The organism is Amycolatopsis sp. NPDC043889 (assembly GCF_056435645.1).
This window is the reverse complement of sequence record NZ_JBWKEC010000003.1, coordinates 105,137-122,729: the sequence shown is the minus strand read 5'-3', so window position 1 is coordinate 122,729 and position 17,593 is coordinate 105,137. Positions and strand designations below refer to the sequence as shown.

The 17,593-nt window shown below is 67.5% G+C and carries 22 protein-coding genes; 3 read left to right on the top strand and 19 right to left on the bottom strand.

The features are described 5' to 3' along the window. Nucleotides 1-40: 40 nt before the first annotated feature. From AC0685_RS08580 to eccB, 3 genes are all read right to left on the bottom strand, one after another. A complete protein-coding gene (locus tag AC0685_RS08580) occupies nucleotides 41-1,174 on the bottom strand; it encodes a WXG100 family type VII secretion target (RefSeq protein WP_478224976.1) in 1,134 nt (377 codons plus the stop codon). Between the two features lie 5 nt (nucleotides 1,175-1,179). Continuing rightward, a complete protein-coding gene (locus tag AC0685_RS08575) occupies nucleotides 1,180-1,494 on the bottom strand; it encodes a hypothetical protein (RefSeq protein WP_478224975.1) in 315 nt (104 codons plus the stop codon). A gap of 68 nt (nucleotides 1,495-1,562) precedes the next feature. Then, nucleotides 1,563-3,176: a type VII secretion protein EccB gene (eccB, locus tag AC0685_RS08570; RefSeq protein ID WP_478224973.1), complete on the bottom strand. Its 1,614-nt coding sequence runs from the start codon at nucleotides 3,174-3,176 to the stop codon at nucleotides 1,563-1,565. A 603-nt stretch (nucleotides 3,177-3,779) separates the two neighbouring features. Here eccB and eccE point away from each other — a divergent pair. The 3 genes from eccE to AC0685_RS08555 all read left to right on the top strand — a co-directional run bounded on the left by eccE (nucleotide 3,780) and on the right by AC0685_RS08555 (nucleotide 6,886). Continuing rightward, nucleotides 3,780-4,961 carry a type VII secretion protein EccE gene (gene eccE / locus AC0685_RS08565; protein ID WP_478224972.1) on the top strand — a complete coding sequence of 394 codons (1,182 nt, stop codon included), beginning with the start codon at nucleotides 3,780-3,782 and terminating at the stop codon, nucleotides 4,959-4,961. Next, complete coding sequence (locus AC0685_RS08560; RefSeq protein WP_034304279.1) at nucleotides 4,958-5,680, top strand: hypothetical protein; 723 nt, start codon at nucleotides 4,958-4,960, stop codon at nucleotides 5,678-5,680. Before eccE ends, AC0685_RS08560 begins: the two co-directional genes overlap by 4 nt. 243 nt (nucleotides 5,681-5,923) lie before the next feature. Then, the gene (locus tag AC0685_RS08555; RefSeq protein ID WP_478224971.1) at nucleotides 5,924-6,886 is read left to right on the top strand and encodes an endonuclease domain-containing protein; all 963 of its coding nucleotides are present in this window, start codon (nucleotides 5,924-5,926) and stop codon (nucleotides 6,884-6,886) included. Here the strand turns inward: AC0685_RS08555 and truA are convergent. The 16 genes from truA to rpmD all read right to left on the bottom strand — a co-directional run bounded on the left by truA (nucleotide 6,856) and on the right by rpmD (nucleotide 17,592). Next, on the bottom strand, nucleotides 6,856-7,689 hold the full coding sequence (gene truA / locus AC0685_RS08550; protein ID WP_478225226.1) for a tRNA pseudouridine(38-40) synthase TruA: 834 nt from the start codon (nucleotides 7,687-7,689) through the stop codon (nucleotides 6,856-6,858). The genes AC0685_RS08555 and truA overlap by 31 nt on opposite strands. Before the next feature lie 73 nt (nucleotides 7,690-7,762). Further along, nucleotides 7,763-8,326, bottom strand: coding sequence for a 50S ribosomal protein L17 (gene rplQ / locus AC0685_RS08545; protein WP_478224970.1), 564 nt, complete (start codon nucleotides 8,324-8,326; stop codon nucleotides 7,763-7,765). 75 nt (nucleotides 8,327-8,401) lie between these two features. Continuing rightward, nucleotides 8,402-9,475 (bottom strand): DNA-directed RNA polymerase subunit alpha, encoded by a 1,074-nt coding sequence (locus AC0685_RS08540; RefSeq protein WP_005166811.1) that lies wholly within the window; start codon nucleotides 9,473-9,475, stop codon nucleotides 8,402-8,404. A 127-nt stretch (nucleotides 9,476-9,602) separates the two neighbouring features. Then, nucleotides 9,603-10,208, bottom strand: coding sequence for a 30S ribosomal protein S4 (gene rpsD / locus AC0685_RS08535; protein ID WP_007031054.1), 606 nt, complete (start codon nucleotides 10,206-10,208; stop codon nucleotides 9,603-9,605). Nucleotides 10,209-10,231: 23 nt separating this feature from the next. Beyond that, nucleotides 10,232-10,639, bottom strand: coding sequence for a 30S ribosomal protein S11 (gene rpsK, locus AC0685_RS08530; protein WP_004558885.1), 408 nt, complete (start codon nucleotides 10,637-10,639; stop codon nucleotides 10,232-10,234). A gap of 18 nt (nucleotides 10,640-10,657) precedes the next feature. Beyond that, a complete protein-coding gene (locus AC0685_RS08525) occupies nucleotides 10,658-10,843 on the bottom strand; it encodes a hypothetical protein (protein WP_034304268.1) in 186 nt (61 codons plus the stop codon). Beyond that, nucleotides 10,840-11,220: a 30S ribosomal protein S13 gene (rpsM, locus tag AC0685_RS08520; protein ID WP_005166805.1), complete on the bottom strand. Its 381-nt coding sequence runs from the start codon at nucleotides 11,218-11,220 to the stop codon at nucleotides 10,840-10,842. The genes AC0685_RS08525 and rpsM overlap by 4 nt, the downstream gene beginning before the upstream one ends. A gap of 205 nt (nucleotides 11,221-11,425) precedes the next feature. Beyond that, nucleotides 11,426-11,539, bottom strand: coding sequence for a 50S ribosomal protein L36 (gene rpmJ / locus AC0685_RS08515; protein WP_004558882.1), 114 nt, complete (start codon nucleotides 11,537-11,539; stop codon nucleotides 11,426-11,428). A 36-nt stretch (nucleotides 11,540-11,575) separates the two neighbouring features. Further along, entirely contained in the window at nucleotides 11,576-11,797 is a 222-nt protein-coding gene (gene infA / locus AC0685_RS08510; protein ID WP_005166804.1) for a translation initiation factor IF-1, read from the bottom strand. Nucleotides 11,798-12,270: 473 nt separating this feature from the next. Next, on the bottom strand, nucleotides 12,271-13,047 hold the full coding sequence (gene map, locus AC0685_RS08505; protein ID WP_340684754.1) for a type I methionyl aminopeptidase: 777 nt from the start codon (nucleotides 13,045-13,047) through the stop codon (nucleotides 12,271-12,273). A 44-nt stretch (nucleotides 13,048-13,091) separates the two neighbouring features. Beyond that, on the bottom strand, nucleotides 13,092-13,646 hold the full coding sequence (locus AC0685_RS08500) for an adenylate kinase (protein WP_034304263.1): 555 nt from the start codon (nucleotides 13,644-13,646) through the stop codon (nucleotides 13,092-13,094). After that, entirely contained in the window at nucleotides 13,643-14,950 is a 1,308-nt protein-coding gene (gene secY, locus AC0685_RS08495) for a preprotein translocase subunit SecY (protein WP_034304262.1), read from the bottom strand. Before secY ends, AC0685_RS08500 begins: the two co-directional genes overlap by 4 nt. A gap of 307 nt (nucleotides 14,951-15,257) precedes the next feature. Then, nucleotides 15,258-15,890, bottom strand: coding sequence for a LysE family translocator (locus AC0685_RS08490; protein ID WP_478224969.1), 633 nt, complete (start codon nucleotides 15,888-15,890; stop codon nucleotides 15,258-15,260). Nucleotides 15,891-15,940: 50 nt separating this feature from the next. Then, nucleotides 15,941-16,696, bottom strand: a complete 756-nt coding sequence (locus AC0685_RS08485; protein WP_478224968.1) for a hypothetical protein — start codon at nucleotides 16,694-16,696, stop codon at nucleotides 15,941-15,943. A gap of 267 nt (nucleotides 16,697-16,963) precedes the next feature. Further along, a complete protein-coding gene (rplO, locus tag AC0685_RS08480; RefSeq protein ID WP_034304258.1) occupies nucleotides 16,964-17,410 on the bottom strand; it encodes a 50S ribosomal protein L15 in 447 nt (148 codons plus the stop codon). Further along, the gene (rpmD, locus tag AC0685_RS08475; protein WP_007031047.1) at nucleotides 17,407-17,592 is read right to left on the bottom strand and encodes a 50S ribosomal protein L30; all 186 of its coding nucleotides are present in this window, start codon (nucleotides 17,590-17,592) and stop codon (nucleotides 17,407-17,409) included. Before rpmD ends, rplO begins: the two co-directional genes overlap by 4 nt. Nucleotide 17,593: the final 1 nt, after the last annotated feature.

Genomic DNA, 17,593 nt, shown 5'->3' with positions numbered 1-17,593 from the left:
GATCGCACTTAGCCCGCGAAAGTCGCTCTGCCTGGGGTGCCTACGTGGCGGGCTTGGGCTTCGCCGGCTTCTCGTCCTCACCGATCACGGGCGGGACGACCTGGCCGGGCTCACCGACCACATCGGACGGCTTCGAGGCGGGCCGCGTCTTGGACTGGTGAGCCGTCTGGCCTCCGCCCATGCCGCCCATCCCCATCATCGGCGCCATCCCCATCGGCATCATCGCCGATCCGGCCCCGGCGACCCCCTGCCCATGAACCGGAGCGGCCTGAACGGGCGCGACCTCCGGGACCAGTGCCTGCCCCTGCTCGATCAGCGGCTCCTGTGACCCGGTCTGCCTGCCGTCGGCCGCGGACGGCGACGTCGACTGCTCTTCAGCCGCCGCGCCGGAATCCACCTCAGCGGAAGCCTTCTCAGGCACCGGCGCACCCTGCGCCTCGGAATCGTCGTGAAGCTTGAATTCGTCCTGCGGGTACCGGTGCGCGATCGAAATGCTCCGCGAGCCGACGTCAGGATCGTCGACGCCGTCGCAAAACCGCACGAAGCCTTCGAGGACATTGCGTGCGGCTTCGTAGAGCGCCTTGGCCGACTCCTGCGCCTCCTCCAGCTGGGTCCGCGCCCGCCGGACGCCGCCGACCGGCAGCATCGCGGTCTCGGAGGTCAGTTCCGCCGTGTCGATCAGGACCTCGACGAGGTCGGTCAGGATGCGGCGGATCGACAGCACCAGTTCGTCGAGCGAGCTCGCCAGCGTGGTGAGGGCGTCTTCGACGTCGGAGCCTGCGGCGTTGATGTCCACGATGTACGCGACGAAGGCGTCAGCGTCCTTGCCGGACCAACCGGCGTCGAGACGTCCGAGGTCCTCCGACAGTTCTTTCGAGACGTTGCCTGCGGTCTTCGCCGCTTTCCGGAGCAGGTCCGCCTCGTTCTTCAAGTCCTCCCAGCGCCCGGCCAGCGGGGTCAGGTAGGCCTCGACCGGATCGATCAGCCCCAGATGCCCGGACAGCTCCGAGACGAAGGCGAGATGCGGTGCCGCGGCCTCGATCAGCTCCTCGCCGCCCGACCCCGTCGCGTTCAGCGGGCTAAACGCGATCGGGGGCGCCTCGGGAGCGGCAGGGCGTGCGGCCGCCATCGGGTGCGGGATGGAATCCGTCGGGTTCTCCGATTCGGCGATCATGCGGTTCAGAGCTCCACTGCGCGCTTGATCGTCTGCGCGGCCTCGTCGTCGTGCCCGGCGTGCCGCGTGGTCACCGTGTGCAGGGCCTCGGACGCCGACCTCAGTGCGGCCGCGCCTTCCACCAGCTGACGCCGGATGGCCTCGGTCGCACGCCCGTAGGACGCGCCAAGGCCCAGTTCCTCGCCCAGCGTGCCGTGTGACTCGACGGTGACACCCGCACCCGTCACCTCCACGGCCGCCAGGTCGAGCTCTCCGGCGGCCGCGTCCACCCTTTTCGCGTAGTCACCGACGACATCGCCGTCGATCTTCAGGCCGGCCACTGCACCCTCCACTCACCCGATTCCGCTCGGGCGTTGAGACGCTCGCGCCGTCCGGGGGGTTCCCGTGATCAGTTACCCGCCGGAGCCTGCTGCGACTGCGTGGCGACCGAACCGGCCCTGTCGTCGATCGGCACCGTGTCGAACGTCCTGAGCACGTCCTGCGTGTTCAGCGAAGCGCCGGTGGGCAGGATTCTGACGATGGACTCGGGCGCGGGCACCCGCTTGTTGAGCCCGATCGAATCCGCCGTGACGGCGTCGGGGACGCCGTACCGGATCCCGCGATCGGAGATCAGCTGGATCGGCCCCTTGTCGAAGGTCTCCTTGCCGGTCGCCGACTGGACGACCGCCGCGAAACCCGGCTCCATGTAGAAGCTGTTGATCGGCGCGCCGACCGGGCCGGGGGTACCGATCTTGACGCCGGGGGCGGACCCGTCGGCGTTCCTGCCCTTGGGCAGCTTGTCGTCGACGAACACGGCCGTGTGCGGGTCCCGCGAAGCGCCCTCACCGGTGATGGACCAGCTCAGGCAGGAGACCCGGGAACCCTGGGTCGCGTTGAGTACCGTCGGCACGGTCTGGGGGTACGCGTCGAGCTCGACGACCTGGGAAACCCGCGTGAGGTTGCGGATCGCGCCGAGCGGCACGGACTTGACCGAGGTGCTCCCGTCGTTCTTCCCGGTCTGCACGATGTCCGCGACGGCGGGCGAGATGGCCTGGATACCGTCCCTCGTGATGAGGTAGAAGTCCTTCCGCCCTTCGGCCTGCTCCGTGGAGAACACGCCGCCGACCCTCATGCCTTCGATTTCGTAGTTCGGGTTCTCACCCGTGCCAGGAACGTCCGGGAGCTTCAGCTCCGGCACCTCGGGGATCGCGTCCAACAGGCCCTGCGAGATACCACGGGGCTGATTGGGCAGCTTCAGCGCGGAACGGACGGCGTCGGCGTCAGGCTTGATCTCGGCCTTGACGGCGTTCGCGTTCCGGAGGTTCGGGTCGGGCTTCTGCCGGTAGATCAGGTACTCCCGGCCGTTGGCGCCCTTGGCCAGCAAGGCTTCGTTCTGCCCGAGTTCACGGCTTCCGAGTTGCTTCACACCCGCGTAGACGGTCGTCTCCGTCTTCGTGAGGTCCGGCTGGGGCACCGACGGGTCGTACATGACCTCGTCGCACACACCCCAGTCCGGGGAGACCCGCTGGGTTTCCGTCGGCATCAGCTGCGGGCCGTTCGGAATACCCATGAGCTGGCCGCGGGGGATGTTCTTCAGCTGTTCGTCCGAGACGACTGTGGGGTTCTTCACTTCGGAGGCCTGCGCGGGCCCGGAAGGCTTGGCGCCCGCCTGCTGCGCCCCCTGCTTCGACTGCGCGATGATCAGCAGCCGCGCGGAGGCGAGGTTGAAGGTCGGAATCAGTTTCTTCGGGTTCCCGGCCACGACGTAGACCGTTCCGGACTGCTCGCCGATGACGATGTTGCCCGCTTCGGGTACGGACGGCTTCGGGCTCAGCAGGCCCCAGATGACGAAGACCAGGACGCCCAGCGCGGCCAGCACGACACCCACGATGGTGGCCCGCGTGTGCGTGCGCATCGGGTCGTGGAGCATGACGGCGTCGCGACGGACCAGCGCGGATTGCATCCGTCGCAGAACGAACTGATAAGCCTGAACTTGAGACTTAGTAGTCGGTGTTGATGGCATTCTCGACCTACAGTCCTCCCCGTCGCGGTACGGTTCCGCAGGATAGCCGTACGGGGACCGTCTGGTGTGGGGTTTCTACCAACTCCAGCTAGTGTCAAGTTCCTCGGGACCGGCTTTCCGGGTACGCAGCAAGCACGAGGGGAAGAGAAAGCGCGGATGTCCGTCACCACTCCTCCACGTCCGCCCGGCCCTCCGGGGTCGCAACCTCCTGGTCGTCCGCCGGGGCCGCCGCCAAGGCCCGGCAGACCGGGTGGTCCGGGCGGCCCGGCCGGAGGCCCGGGAGGTCCCGGTGTTCCTCGCGGTCCCGGGGGCCCAGGTGGCCCTGGAGGGCCTGGCGGGCCTGGAGGGCCTGGCGGGCCTGGAGGGCCTGGCGGGCCTGGCGGACCGCAGGGTCCTGGCGGCCCCGGTGGTCCAGGAGGGCCCAAGGGCCCCGGCGGACCTGGTGGTCCTGGAGGTCCCGGTGGGCCAGGTGGGCCAGGTGGCCCGGGCGGTCCTCCGTCCGGCGGCCCCGGCCCGCAGTCCGGTCCTCCGCCCGCTCCGGCGGTACGGATCGCCGCGCCCGCTCGACGCCGGACCGGCGGGATCAACCTCGGCCCGCTGCCCGTGGCGAACCTGGTCGTGCTCGAACTCGGGCTCGCGATCGGCCTGGTCCTGCTCGCGATCGACATGAAGCTCAAGTACGTCGCGATCGGCGTGCTCGCGTTCGCGATCGTCATCGCGTTCCTGCGCTGGGGCGGCCGCTGGTTCACCCAATGGGCTGGACTCACCATGCGGTACACGTTCCGTTCGCACGATCGGGTGGCGAATCCGCTTCCGCCGAGCAGCATCGAGTCGCTCGCGGCCGAAGAGGACGCGGTCACCGGTCCCGACGACGCCCGCGTGAACCTGCTTCGCCTCGCCGTTCCCGATCTCGTCGTCGCGCACGGCGTGGACCACGAACGCCAGCAGGTCGGCATCGCGTGGAACGACGGGACGTGGACCGCCGTCCTGCTCGTCGAGCCCGCGCCCGCGCTGATCACCCAGGCGGGTGGCGCACCGAGCCTGCCGCTGTCCGCGCTCGCGCCGTGCCTCGAAGACCGCGGTGTGGTCCTCGACTCGATCCAGATGATCTGGCACTGCTACCCGGGCAGCGCCGCGCTTCCGTCGGACTCGCCTGCCCTCAGCTCCTACATGGAGGTGCTCGGCCCGCTTCCCGCGGCGGCGCGGCGGACGACGTGGGTCGCCATCAGGCTCGACCCGCGCCGGTGCCCCGCCGCCATCCGCGAACGTGGCGGCGGCGTCGTGGGTGCGCATCGCGCCCTGATCGGCGCGCTCTCGCGGGTGCGCAACGCCTTGGAATCGCAGGGTGTGCCGACGCGGCCGCTCGACCCGGACGAGCTGCTGCGGTCCAGCATTTCGGCTGCGGAACTCACCGCGGTCGCCGGTTCACAGGGGAAGGTCGGTCTGCAGGAACGCTGGACCGGCGTCACCGCTGCCGGTATCGGACACGCGAGCTACGCCATCACCAGCTGGCCGAAGGGCAAGATCAGCGGCAGCTTGAACGCGCTGACCAGTGTCCGCGCGCTGTCGGCGACGGTGGCGATGTCGATCTCGCCGTCCGCGGACGAAGGCAAGATCGGCCTGCGGGGAATCGTTCGCCTGAGCGCGCGGAACCCGCGGGAACTGGACGCGGCCGACCAGCGGCTGCAGGGCATCTCGGACCGGCTGGGTGTGACGCTGACGCCGCTGCGCGGTCTGCAGATCTCCGGGTTCTCCGCGACTTTGCCGATCGGAGGCACGGCATGAGCACCCGCATGCGCGACGCAGGCCAGAGCGCCGGTGTCGCCCCGGAATTCACCGTCGACCCGGCGATGCTGGACGCGATCAGCCCTTCGGGTGATCGCGGCGGGATCGTCCTCGGCTCCGGGCTCAAGGGCGAGCCGCTGACGATCTCCGCGCTGCGCTCGACTCCGACCCGGATCGTGCTCGTCGGTGGTCTCTACCTGGCTCGCCAGGTGGCGCTGCGGGCGATGGCGGTCGGGGCGTGGGTCGTCGTGGCGACCGGGCGACCGGCCGCGTGGCAGGTGCTCCCCCAGGCCGCGGGGAACCAGCCCAACGGCAGGCCTTCGCCGCTGGTGCAGATCCGGCGGCTGTCGCCGGTGGACCTTCCGCGGCCCTCCGAGGACGCGCCGCTGCTCGTGGTGACCGATGGTGGCCCGACGCCGCAGGACCTGTTCCCGCCGCGGTCGCCGTGGCAGACGACGATCTACGTGCTGCCGTACCTGCACCCGCAGGCCGGGGCGACCGCGAACGCGGCCGACCTGGTGCTGATGCAGCGGCTCCCGCCAGGACAGGCCGAGCTGGCCGCCCGGATCTGGCGGCTCCCGCCCCAGATGATGAAGCAGCTCACGACGTTGAAGGACGACCAGGTCGTCGCTCTGGGCCGAAACCTCTGGCGCCCTCTTCGCCTGGTCACCACGGCGAAAGAGCAGCAGATCCTGGGCCCTGTGCGCCGCGGCGACTAACCCGCCCGCGTCGACTTTAGCGGGCTAATCGTGCTCTGCGGGGGCACTGTCCTTTTCGGACGGTGCCCCCGTTTTGCGTCCGCCCGCGTCACGGTTAGGCCGCTAAACGCGATCCGGGGCGTGGGGCGTGTCCGTCAAGGGGTGATCGTGCCGGCTGTGGATAGGCAGAGGGTTGTGGATAAAGCACCCTCGAATAGACGGTCACAGCCATGGGTTGTCGGTCATGTCGATCACTGTGTCGCCATGACCAAACCCTTCGATTCATCTCATCTTCCCGACGTCTTCCGCGGCTCGGAGGCGCGCAAGGCGGGCCTCATCACGGCCAGCCAGCTACGCGGCTCGAGCGTCCGGCGGTTGTTCCAGGACGTCTACACCCACGCAGATGTCGAGGTCACGCATGAGTTGCGCTGCCGAGGAGCCGCGTTGCTGGCGCCTCCCGAAGCGGTGCTGACCGGGCGATCTGCCGCGACAGTTCAAGGCGTCGAACTGGCCAAACCCAACGATCCGGTCGAGATGGTCGTACCGGAGAAATACCGCTTCGGCCCGATAGTCGGCATCAAGGTCCGGCGTACCGAGGTCAAACCCGAAGAATCGAGGCCGTGGAACGGCATTCGCATCGCGCGGAAAAGCCGGATCGCGCTGGATCTGCTGCTTCGGCTTTCTCCCCGCAAATCCGGCTGGGTGCGACGGCTACGTATCGGCGTGCCGGATCTCGATCAGTTCATGAGAGCCGAGAGCCTGACCGATCTGCATCTCAACAGGGAGTTCTACGGCCGCCGCAACAGGGGAATCCGCTTGGCCAGACATGCTTTACGACTGTCCGATCCTCGCGCGGAGTCACCTCCGGAATCGGAGCTCCGCATCGTGCTGGCCGCCGGCGGCATTACGGCGACACCTCAACTCGAGGTCATCGCCCGAACCGGTCATTTCCTCGCCCGCCTCGACCTGGGGGACGAGAAGTTCAAGGTCGCCGTCGAATACGACGGCCGATGGCACAACACAGCGAAACAACGAGCCCACGATCGCAAACGCCGAAGACGCGTGGAGGCCGAAGGCTGGCGTTTCGTCATCGTCACCGCGGAAGACCTGGCGAACGACTTCAAAGGCATCGTCGAGGCCGTCTGGCGGGCCCGCCGCCGCGGCGCGTTTAGCCCGCTAACCGCGCCGCGGCCGGGTCAGGAGGGAGTGCGCATGGCGCGCGTTTGATCGGCACGCGAGGCGAGGTCGGCGTCCGGCGGGTAGTCGACCGCCATCAACGTCAGGCCGTGCGCGGGAGCCACGGCGCTGTCGCGCGTCCGGCTCTCCAGGACGTCACCGGGCCAGTCCAGCGGACGGCGGCCGTCACCGACCAAGAGCAGCGCCCCCACCAGACTGCGCACCATCGAATGACAGAACGCGTCTGCGGAGACCGCGACCTCGACCGCGTGCGGTCCGGTTCGCCGCCATTCGAGCCGCTGCAGCTCGCGGATGGTCGTCCCGCCCTCACGCTGCTTGCAGAAGGCCGCAAAGTCCTGAAGCCCTATGAGAGCCGCCGACGCCTCGTTCATCGCTTCGATCGAGAGCGGACGGCCCCAGGCCAGAGTGTCGTGACGTCGCAACGGATCCACGCCCCACGGCGCGTCCGAAACGCGGTATAGGTAATGCCGCCGCACGGCCGAGAACCGCGCGTCGAACCCAGGCGCCGCGACCCGGGCATCCAGCACCCGCACGTCGCCCGGCAGATACCGATTCCAGCGGTGACGCATCCGCCCCAGCTCAGGAATGCCCTGCTCGTCCACCTCCAGGCGACCGGATCGCGTTTTGCCCCCTAAAGGCGACACGTCGACGTGGACCACCTGGCCGGCCGCGTGCACACCGGCATCGGTGCGGCCGGCAACGACGACGGACTTCGGGACCGAGGCTCCTGGAGGCTGCTTCGCGAGCGCCTCTTCAAGGACTCCTTGCACCGTCCGCCGCCCGGGCTGCCGCGCCCAGCCCGAGAAATCGGTGCCGTCGTAGGCGATGTCCAGACGCAGACGAACGAGCCCGCCCTCCGCGGTGGGAGTGGCGGGCTCGTCCGGGGTGTTCGGTGCCGTCAGGACGTCAGTCCTTCTTGCTGTCCGCGTCCGCGGCGGGGGCCTCAGCGGCCTCGTCGGCGGTGGGAGCCTCGGTGGCCTCCGGAACCTCGGTGGCGGCCGTGTCGGCAGCCTCAGTGGCCTCGGTGGTCTCCTCGGCGGCCGGGGCGGAAGCCTTCGGCTCGTCCTTGGCGAACTTCGTCTTGCGCGCGGCCTCGGCCTCGGCGGTGACGGTCTTCTCGGCCACCAGCTCGATGACGGCCATGGGGGCGTTGTCGCCCTTGCGCGCCATCGTCTTGGTGATCCGGGTGTAGCCACCCGGACGCTCCGCGAAGAACGGACCGATCTCGGCGATCAGCTTGTGCACGACGTCCTTGTCGCGCACGATGCGCTGGATCTGACGACGGTTGTGCAGGTCGCCCCGCTTCGCCTTCGTGATCAGCTTCTCGGCCAGCGGGCGCACCCGCCGGGCCTTCGCCTCGGTCGTCGTGATCTTGCCGTGCTCGAACAGCTGGGTGGCCAGGTTGGCCAGGATCAGCCGTTCGTGCGCGGGCGACCCGCCGAGACGGGGTCCCTTTGTGGGGGTGGGCATCGGTTCTCCTCGTTCAGCTCACAGCTGGAGGCCGGGGCTCCCCCACCCCTACCGGTGAGGGAGCCGAAGCTGGCCTTACAGCTGCTCCGTCTCTGCGTAGTCCTGGCCATCGTCGTGGCCGTTGTCCGAAATTCCGTCCGTGATGCTGTCGACGCCCTCGGACCAGCCTTCACCGTCGTAGCTGGCCGCGGCCGCGGTGGGGTCGAACCCGGGCGGGCTGTCCTTCAGCGCGAGGCCGAGACCGACGAGCTTGAGCTTGACCTCGTCGATCGACTTCGCACCGAAGTTGCGGATGTCCAGCAGGTCGGCCTCGCTGCGCGAGACCAGTTCGCCGACGGTGTGGATGCCCTCGCGCTTGAGGCAGTTGTACGACCGGACGGTGAGGTCCAGGTCCTCGATCGGCATCGCGTAGGCGGCGATGGTGTCCGCCTCCTGCGGCGACGGGCCGATCTCGATGCCTTCGGCGTCGACGTTCAGCTCGCGCGCGAGACCGAACAGCTCCACCAGCGTCTTACCGGCCGACGCGACAGCGTCCCGCGGCGTGATCGACGGCTTCGTCTCCACGTCCAGGATCAGCTTGTCGAAGTCGGTGCGCTGCTCGACACGGGTCGCCTCGACCTTGTAGGTCACCTTCAGCACCGGGGAGTAGATGGAGTCGACCGGGATCCGGCCGATCTCCGCGCCCGCCTGCTTGTTCTGCAGGGCCGGAACGTAACCGCGGCCGCGCTCGACGACGAGCTCGATCTCGAGCTTGCCCTTGCCGTTCAGCGACGCGATGTGCAGATCCGGGTTGTGCACGGTGACACCGGCCGGGGGCACGATGTCGGCGGCGGTGACCTCACCGGGGCCCTGCTTGCGCAGGTACATGGTGACCGGCTCGTCCTCTTCCGAGGAGACCACGAGCTCCTTGAGGTTCAGGATGATGTCGGTGACGTCTTCCTTCACCCCGGGAACGGTGGTGAACTCGTGCAGCACGCCGTCGATGCGGATGCTCGTCACGGCCGCGCCAGGAATGGACGACAGCAGCGTGCGCCGCAGCGAGTTGCCGAGCGTGTAGCCGAAGCCGGGCTCCAGCGGTTCGATGGTGAACCGGGAGCGGGTCTCGTTGACCGTCTCTTCGCCGAGAGCCGGTCGCTGGGAAATCAGCATCTTTCCTAATTCCTTTCCAAACGGCGCCCGCCATATGACACCGAAAGGGATGGCGAAGCGGCGGCGCACTCCGGGCGCCGCCGCCCGTGCCCACATCGGGCCGGGGAAACCCCGGCCCGATGGTGGATCACTTCGAGTAGAGCTCGACGATCAGCTGTTCCTGGACCGGAACATCGATCTGAGCGCGCTCCGGGAGCTGGTGGACCAGCACACGGAGGTTGGACGGAACGACCTGGAGCCACGCGGGAACGGGACGCTCGCCGAAAGACTCCTTGGCCGCGACGAAGGGCAGCATCGCGAACGACTTCGGCCGCACGTCGATGATGTCCCACTTCGTGACCTGGTAGGACGGGACGTTGACCTTGACGCCGTTGACCAGGAAGTGGCCGTGGCTCACCAGCTGACGCGCCTGACGGCGGGTGCGGGCGATGCCGGCGCGGTAGATCACGTTGTCCAGCCGGGACTCGAGGATCTGCAGCAGGTTTTCACCGGTCTTACCCGGACGCCGGACGGCTTCCTTGTAGTACCGGACGAACTGACGCTCGAGAACGCCGTAGGTGTAGCGAGCCTTCTGCTTCTCCTGCGACTGCAGGAGGTACTCGGACTCCTTGATGCGCCCGCGGCCGTGCTGGCCCGGCGGGTAGGGGCGACGCTCGAAAGCCTGGTCGCCGCCGATGAGGTCAACCTTGAGGCGACGCGAAATACGCGTCGCGGGGCCGGTGTAACGAGCCATTTCTTCTTACTCCTCCCCGTTCCTCAGACCCGGCGCCGCTTGGGCGGGCGGCAGCCGTTGTGAGGCTGCGGGGTCACGTCCTGGATGGTGCCGACCTCGAGGCCGGCCGCCTGCAGCGAGCGGATCGCCGTCTCGCGGCCCGAACCCGGGCCCTTCACGAAAACGTCGACCTTCTTCATGCCGTGCTCGGCAGCCTTGCGGGCGGCGTTCTCGGCGGCCATCTGCGCGGCGAACGGGGTGGACTTACGCGAGCCCTTGAAGCCCACGTGACCACTCGACGCCCACGCGATCACGGCACCGGTCGGGTCCGTGATCGAGACGATGGTGTTGTTGAAGGTGCTCTTGATGTGCGCGTGACCGTGCGCGACATTCTTCTTTTCCTTACGGCGGACCTTCTTGGCCCCCGCCGCAGTACGAGACTTCGGTGGCATGTTTTGAGGGTTCTCCTGTTAGCGCGCGTTCTCTTGGTGAGCGGCGACCGCTTCGGCCTGTCCGCGCCGGATGATCGAACCGGCGTCGGTGTACAGGTTGCGGAGCGCCATCGGGCGGGCGTAGAGCGCCTTGGGCGAGACACAAGCCGAGCCACGACGGCGGACGCCGCCCATCTGCACGACCTTCTTGCCCTGGACGCTCACTTCTTGCCAGCCTTCTTCTTGCCGGCGACCGTCTTCTTCGGACCCTTACGGGTGCGGGCGTTCGTCTTGGTGCGCTGACCACGGACGGGAAGTCCGCGGCGCCAGCGAAGGCCCTCGTAGCACCCGATCTCGATCTTCCGACGGATGTCGGCGTTCACCTCGCGGCGAAGGTCACCCTCGACCTTGAAGTTCTCCTCGATGTAGACCCGCAGCTTGGCGAGGTCGTCATCGCTCAGATCCTTGACGCGAGTGTCCGCGTTGAGCTCGGCAGCCGCGATGAGCTGCTTCGAGCGGGTACGGCCGATGCCGTAGATGTAGGTCAGCGCGATCTCCAACCGCTTTTCGCGGGGGAGGTCTACGCCAGCGAGTCGTGCCATTGGCGTTGATGCTCCTTCATAGAATTCATCTTCAGGTCTGCTCCCCGTCCGGTCCCGGGACCGACTCGCCTGTCGTGCCCTCGGCTTGCGCTTCGGGTGTCCCGGCCCCGGCCTGAAGTCCGGGGGTGAACCGGGCCGTTCGCACGGCCCGGCAGGTGCGGGGAGATTGTGTAGCCGTCAATCCACTCTGTACGAGTGCGAGTGATCAGCCCTGCCGCTGCTTGTGCCGCAGGTTTTCGCAGATCACCATGATCCGGCCGTGACGGCGGATCACCTTGCACTTGTCGCAGATCTTCTTGACGCTCGGCTGGACCTTCACGTCTCCTGCTCTCCTGCTTGTGCTAACTCGTCGTGATCACTTGTAGCGGTAGACGATGCGACCACGTGACAAGTCGTAGGGCGAGAGCTCCACGACAACTCTGTCCTCGGGCAGGATGCGGATGTAGTGCTGCCGCATCTTGCCGCTGATGTGTGCAAGGACCTTGTGGCCGTTCTCCAACTCGACGCGGAACATCGCGTTGGGGAGCGGCTCGACTACGCGGCCTTCGACCTCGATGGCCCCGTCTTTCTTGCCCATGTCCTCCGCATTTCCTGTCGCTACACTGTGTGATCAGTCAAAGCTTGAGTGCTTGGCTGGGTGGTGCATCGGCACACTCCTGCCCGGGTCCAATGTCCGTTCGCGAGAATTCACGAGCGCGCAGGATCCGGGCGCGATGAGTACACCGACTTGACAGTGTACGCAACCCGTGTCGCGAGCCCCAAACGGGGGTGACTGTGTTAGGTGACCCCTTGAGCCCGCCTGATGCGGCCTTCCCCATCGTACGCCCTCGCCGACCTGCGTTTAGCGGGCTAAACGCGATCCGGCGGGTCCGTGACCTGCGGCATTCGGCGGGCGAGGTGCACCGATGGTGCCAGCGCGCGGACGCCTCGGCGGAAGGCCCGGGCGCTCCGCCGACCAGTGGACGCACTTGCGTTTAGCGGCCTAACTGCGATCCGGGGGCGTACTTGCGTTTAGCGGGCTAAACGCGATCTGGAGGGTGAAGGGCGAGGTCAGGCGTCTTCGGGGGCGGTCAGCACCCACGGGCCGTCGTCGGTGATCGCGACGGTGTGCTCCCAGTGCGAGGCCCGCGAGCCGTCTGCGGTCACGACGGTCCAGCCGTCCTCGAGCTCGACGGTCTCCCCGCCACCACCGGTCAGCATGGGTTCGATCGCGAGCGCCATGCCGGTCTTGAGCCGCGGCCCCTTGCCCGGTTTGCCCAGGTTCGGCAGGAACGGGTCCATATGCATCTGGCGCCCGATGCCGTGGCCGCCGTACTCGACGATCATCCCGTACTCGACGCCGTCTTCCCGGCCGGCCTTCTCGGCCGCGGTCTGCACCGCGTGCGAGATGTCCGTGAGCCTTCCACCGGACGACACCGCGGCGATCCCTGCCCACATCGCCGCCTCGGTGGCGGCCGAGAGCGCGAGATCCGCCTTCGACACCTCGCCGATCGCGAGAGTGACCGCGGAGTCGCCGTGCCAGCCGTCGAGGATGGCGCCGCAATCCACCGAAATGATGTCGCCGTCGTTCAAGACCTGGGTCTTCGACGGGATGCCGTGCACGATCTGCTCGTTCACCGAAGCGCAGATCGACGCCGGGAAGCCGTGGTACCCCTTGAACGAGGGCACCGCACCCGCGTCACGGATCGTCTGCTCGGCGAGTTCGTCGAGATCGGCCGTGGTCACCCCCGGCTTGGCTAGCTCACGCACCGCGGTGAGGGTGCGCCAGACGACCAGGCCGGCGGCCCGCATCGCCTGAAGCTCGCCCGGGGTCTTGATTTCGATCATGCGCCCACGACGAAGCCATTGCAGTACACGCAGTCCTCCGAGATTCACGTGCGGTCGCGCAGCGCTTCCAGTACGCGGGCGGAGATCTCGTCGACCGAGCCGACGCCGTCGACCCTGACCAGGATGTCCGAGTAGTACTCGAGCAGCGGAGCGGTCTCGGACACGTAGATCTGCTGACGGCGGCGGATGACCTCTTCGGTGTCGTCCGAACGGCCGCGGGACAGCAGCCGATCGACGACGACGTCTTCCGAGACCTGGAGCTGGATGACCGCGTTGAGCTTGGCGTCGACCTCGCCGAGGATCTCACCGAGGACGTCGGCCTGCTTCGTGTTCCGGGGGAACCCGTCGAGCAGGAAACCGACCTTGGCGTCGGGTTCGGCGAGGCGCTCGCGCACCATCTCGTTCGTGACCGAGTCGGGCACGAGTTCGCCGGAATCCAGGTAGCGCTTGGCTTCCTGGCCCAGCGGCGTCTGCTCGCCCACGTGGGCGCGGAACAGATCGCCGGTCGAGATGTGCGGGATCCGGAGCTTCTCCGACAGTGCTACCGCCTGAGTACCTTTGCCCGCGCCAGGAGGGCCAACGAGAACCAGGCGCGTCACTTCAAGAACCCTTCGTAGTTACGTTGCATCAGCTGGCTTTCGATCTGCTTCACGGTGTCGAGACCGACACCGACCATGATCAGCACAGCCGTGCCGCCGAACGGGAAGTTCTGGTTGTTCCCGCTGCCGGTGACGGACAGGAAGAAGTTCGGAAGGATCGCGATGATGCCCAGGTACAGCGAGCCCGGCAGGGTGATCCGGCCGAGGACGTAGCTGAGGTACTCCGCGGTGGGTCGGCCCGGGCGGATACCCGGGATGAAGCCACCGAACTTCTTCATTTCTTCCGCACGCTCGTCCACGTTGAACGTGATCGTGATGTAGAAGTACGTGAAGAAGATGATCAACGCGAAGTACAGCAGGACGTGCGCCCAGCTGGACTGGTTGACGATGTAGTTCTGGATGAAGACCTGCCAGCCCGCGTTGCTGTTGGCGTCGCCGACGAGGCGGCTGATCAGGTCCGGCAGGTAGAGCAGCGACGAGGCGAAGATGACCGGGATGACACCGGCCTGGTTCACCTTGATCGGCAGGTAGGTCGAGGTCCCGCCGTACATGCGGCGGCCGATCATGCGCTTGGCGTACTGCACCGGGATCCGGCGCTGGCCCTGCTCGACGAAGATGACACTGGCGATGATCACCAGGCCGAACACACAGATCAGGGTGAAGACCACCGGGCCGGCGCTGCTGAGGATGTTGCCACCCTCGATCGGAATGCGGGCCGCGATGTTCAGGAAGATGAGGACGGACATGCCGTTGCCGACGCCGCGCTCGGTGATCAGCTCACCCAGCCACATCATGACGGCGGTACCGGCGGTCATCGTGATGACGATGATGGCCAGCGTGTAGACGCTGTTGTCCGGGATGATCGCGGTGTCGCACTGCGGGAAGAGCTGCTTGCGGTCGGCGAGTGCCACCACACCGGTCGCCTGCAGGATCGCGAGGGCGATCGTCAGGTACCGGGTGTACTGGGTCAGCTTGCCCTGGCCGGCTTGGCCTTCTTTCTTCAGTTCCTCGAACCGCGGGATGACCACGGTGAGGAGCTGGACGATGATGCTCGCCGTGATGTACGGCATGATGCCGGTCGAGAACAGCGACAGCTGCAGCAGCGCACCGCCACTGAACAGGTTCAGCAGCTGATAGACGCCCTCCTGCGACCCGGTCTCCGTGCATTGCTGCACGGCGGAATACGAGATGCCCGGGGCCGGGATGGTGGCACCGATTCGGTAGACCGCGACGATGGCTAGCGTGAACAGGATCTTCTTACGTAGATCCGGCGTCGCTAGAGCCGAGCGGAAGGCGCTGAGCACGCGGGGAACCTCCTCGGCGTCGTCGGCTGTCTTACCGACGATCGGCTTGGCCGGCCTGGGGCCGGCGGGAACACACAGCTTTCTGGCACAAGCCAGGAACGCTTCGGGGCACACTCGTCCCGAAGCGCGTCGCCGACTCTAACAGCTTCACGGGGCGTGTCCGCAGTGCGTGTGGGTTTTCCGGACGAAGGTTGGTCCGCGGGGTTGATCGACTGCCGCTTCTCGCTCCGCAACCTTGACAGATCGCCTTGCCGTCCCTCACTTTTCCGGCCGCCGGATCGCACTTAGCCCGCTGAACGCACCGTGATCAGGAGCCCGAAGTGGCGAGGGCGCCCGCCATGCCGAGGAGCACGACGCCGGTGCCGCGATCGACGTTGCGAGTCGCCCGGCGGGACAGCTGGAGCGACTTCACGAGCGCGCCCGCACCGACGTAGGTCGCGCCCGCCACGAACTCGGCGAGCAGGTAGACGGCGCCGAGAATCGCGATCTGGGCAGGAAAGGAGCCGTGAGCTGCGTCGATGAACTGGGGTACGAACGCCGTGAAGATGAGGATCGCCTTCGGATTCGTGATCGCGACGACGAATTCCTTCCTCGCGATCCGGAGCGCGGGTACGGATTCAGTGCCTCGCGGCGCTTGGACCAGCGCGGTGCCGCCGGCACGGAACGTCGACCACAGCAGGCGCCCGCCAATCCAGACCAGGTAGGCGACGCCGGCCCATTTGATCACTGTGAGTGCAAGCTCCGAAGCCGCGAGGAGCTGTCCAAGTCCGGCGGCGACGGCCGTGATCAGCACCGTGAATGCGGCCAATCGGCCTAACAGTCCGGCGAGCCCTTTCCAGGCCCCCTGTGTCATGCCGTGGTGCATGCCGAGCAGATTGTTCGCCCCTGGCGTAAAAGCCACGAGGACCGCCGCTCCGAAAAAGACCACCGCCCAAGTCATCGGTCACCTCCTCCCTCACCGTATCGGCGACCGCGAGCGCGTTTTGCGGGCTAATCGCGCTCTTTCCCGCCGGGGTCCGGCGGCGGCGCGAAGGCTGAATAGTCCGGAGGCTCCGGTGGGAGCACCGTCATGGAGATGCCGTCCTTCGGTGTGGGCATTTCCGTGAGAGCCGAGTCGCCACTCATCGGGACGTCTTCGTCCTGGACGCGGTGGCTCATGACCGCCGCACTCACTGCGGCGACGACCGCGGCGAAGAGGGCCCACATACCCGCTTCGAGTGTCAGGGTCACCTTGACGTCTTCTCCCAGCTGGCGCCCGCCGCTCAGCGTGGCGATGCTGCTGACGACGCCGGCGAGGAACACTGCCGCGATGGTGGTGACCCACCTGTCCATTGCACCCGGGCGTAGACGCCCGGCTGCCCGCGTACTGACGATCGTGGCCGCCAGAAGGAGTACCGCGGCGACCAGGAGCGGGATACCGAGAGGGGACGTCGACGTGGTGAAAGCAGGTTCGTTGGTCTGTGTCGCCGTCGTGTCCCACGCGCTCTGCACGAACACGATCAGGAGCTGTTCGCTGGCGTCGAAGGCGAACCGATGCTCGGTCTTGAAGAGCGGGAAGAGGCAGCCTACGAGGGTCAGGACCAGAGCCAGAGCGGCCAAGCCCGCCGCGACCAGTCTGCGGGGCTCGAGCCTGCCAGATCGCGCCGGCTCCACTAAGGGATCCATGGAGCCGGAAACCGACACGACGATCGGCGGGGCGTCCGGCTGCTGGAAGAGCTGCGGGTCCTGCCCGGGAGGTATGGCCACCTCACGATCCTTCCAGCTCAGGCACCCCTCCGCCACGCTCGCGGCCGCAGTGGCCGACCTGCGTTTAGCCCCCTGATCGCGATCTGGCGGTCGCCCAGGTGCCCGCCGCCCGGATCGCGATCAGGGGGCTAAACGCAGGTCGGCGGGAGGGCGGGGCGGAACGGGCCAGATCGCGATTAGCCCGCGAAACGCAGGTCGGCCGAGCGCAAGCGAAAGGCCCGCCGGGCGGAGCCGGGCGGGCCTTTCGGTGAAGCGAGCGAAGAAAGCTCAGAGCGTGGTGGCGGAGCCACCGGCGGCGGAGAGCTTCTCCTTGGCGGAGCCGGAGAAAGCGTCGGCGGTGACGTCCAGCTTGACGCCGTTCACGTCGCCGTTGCCGAGCACCTTCACGAGCTTGCCCTTGCGGACCAGACCGTTCGCGACGAGCTCCTCGGCGCCGACCTTGCCACCCTCCGGGAAGACGCGGGCGATGTCGCCCACGTTCACCGGCTGGTACTCGGTGCGGAACCGGTTCTTGAAGCCGCGCAGCTTCGGCAGCCGCATGTGGATGGGCATCTGCCCACCCTCGAAACCGGCGGGCACGTTCTTCCGGGCCTTGGTGCCCTTGGTACCGCGACCGGCGGTCTTGCCCTTCGAGCCCTCACCACGGCCGACGCGGATCTTGTCGCGCTTCGCGCCCGGAGCCGGACGAAGGTGGTGGATCTTGATGGCAGTCATGCCTTGACCTCCTCGACCTCCACCAGGTGGCGGACGGTGTGGATAAGGCCGCGCACCTCGGGAGTGTCATCACGCACGACGCTCTGGCGGATCTTGCGCAGCCCGAGGGTGCGCAGCGACTCGCGGTGAGCGTGCTTCGTGCCGATCTTGCTCTTGACCTGGGTCACCTTGAGCTGAGTCATG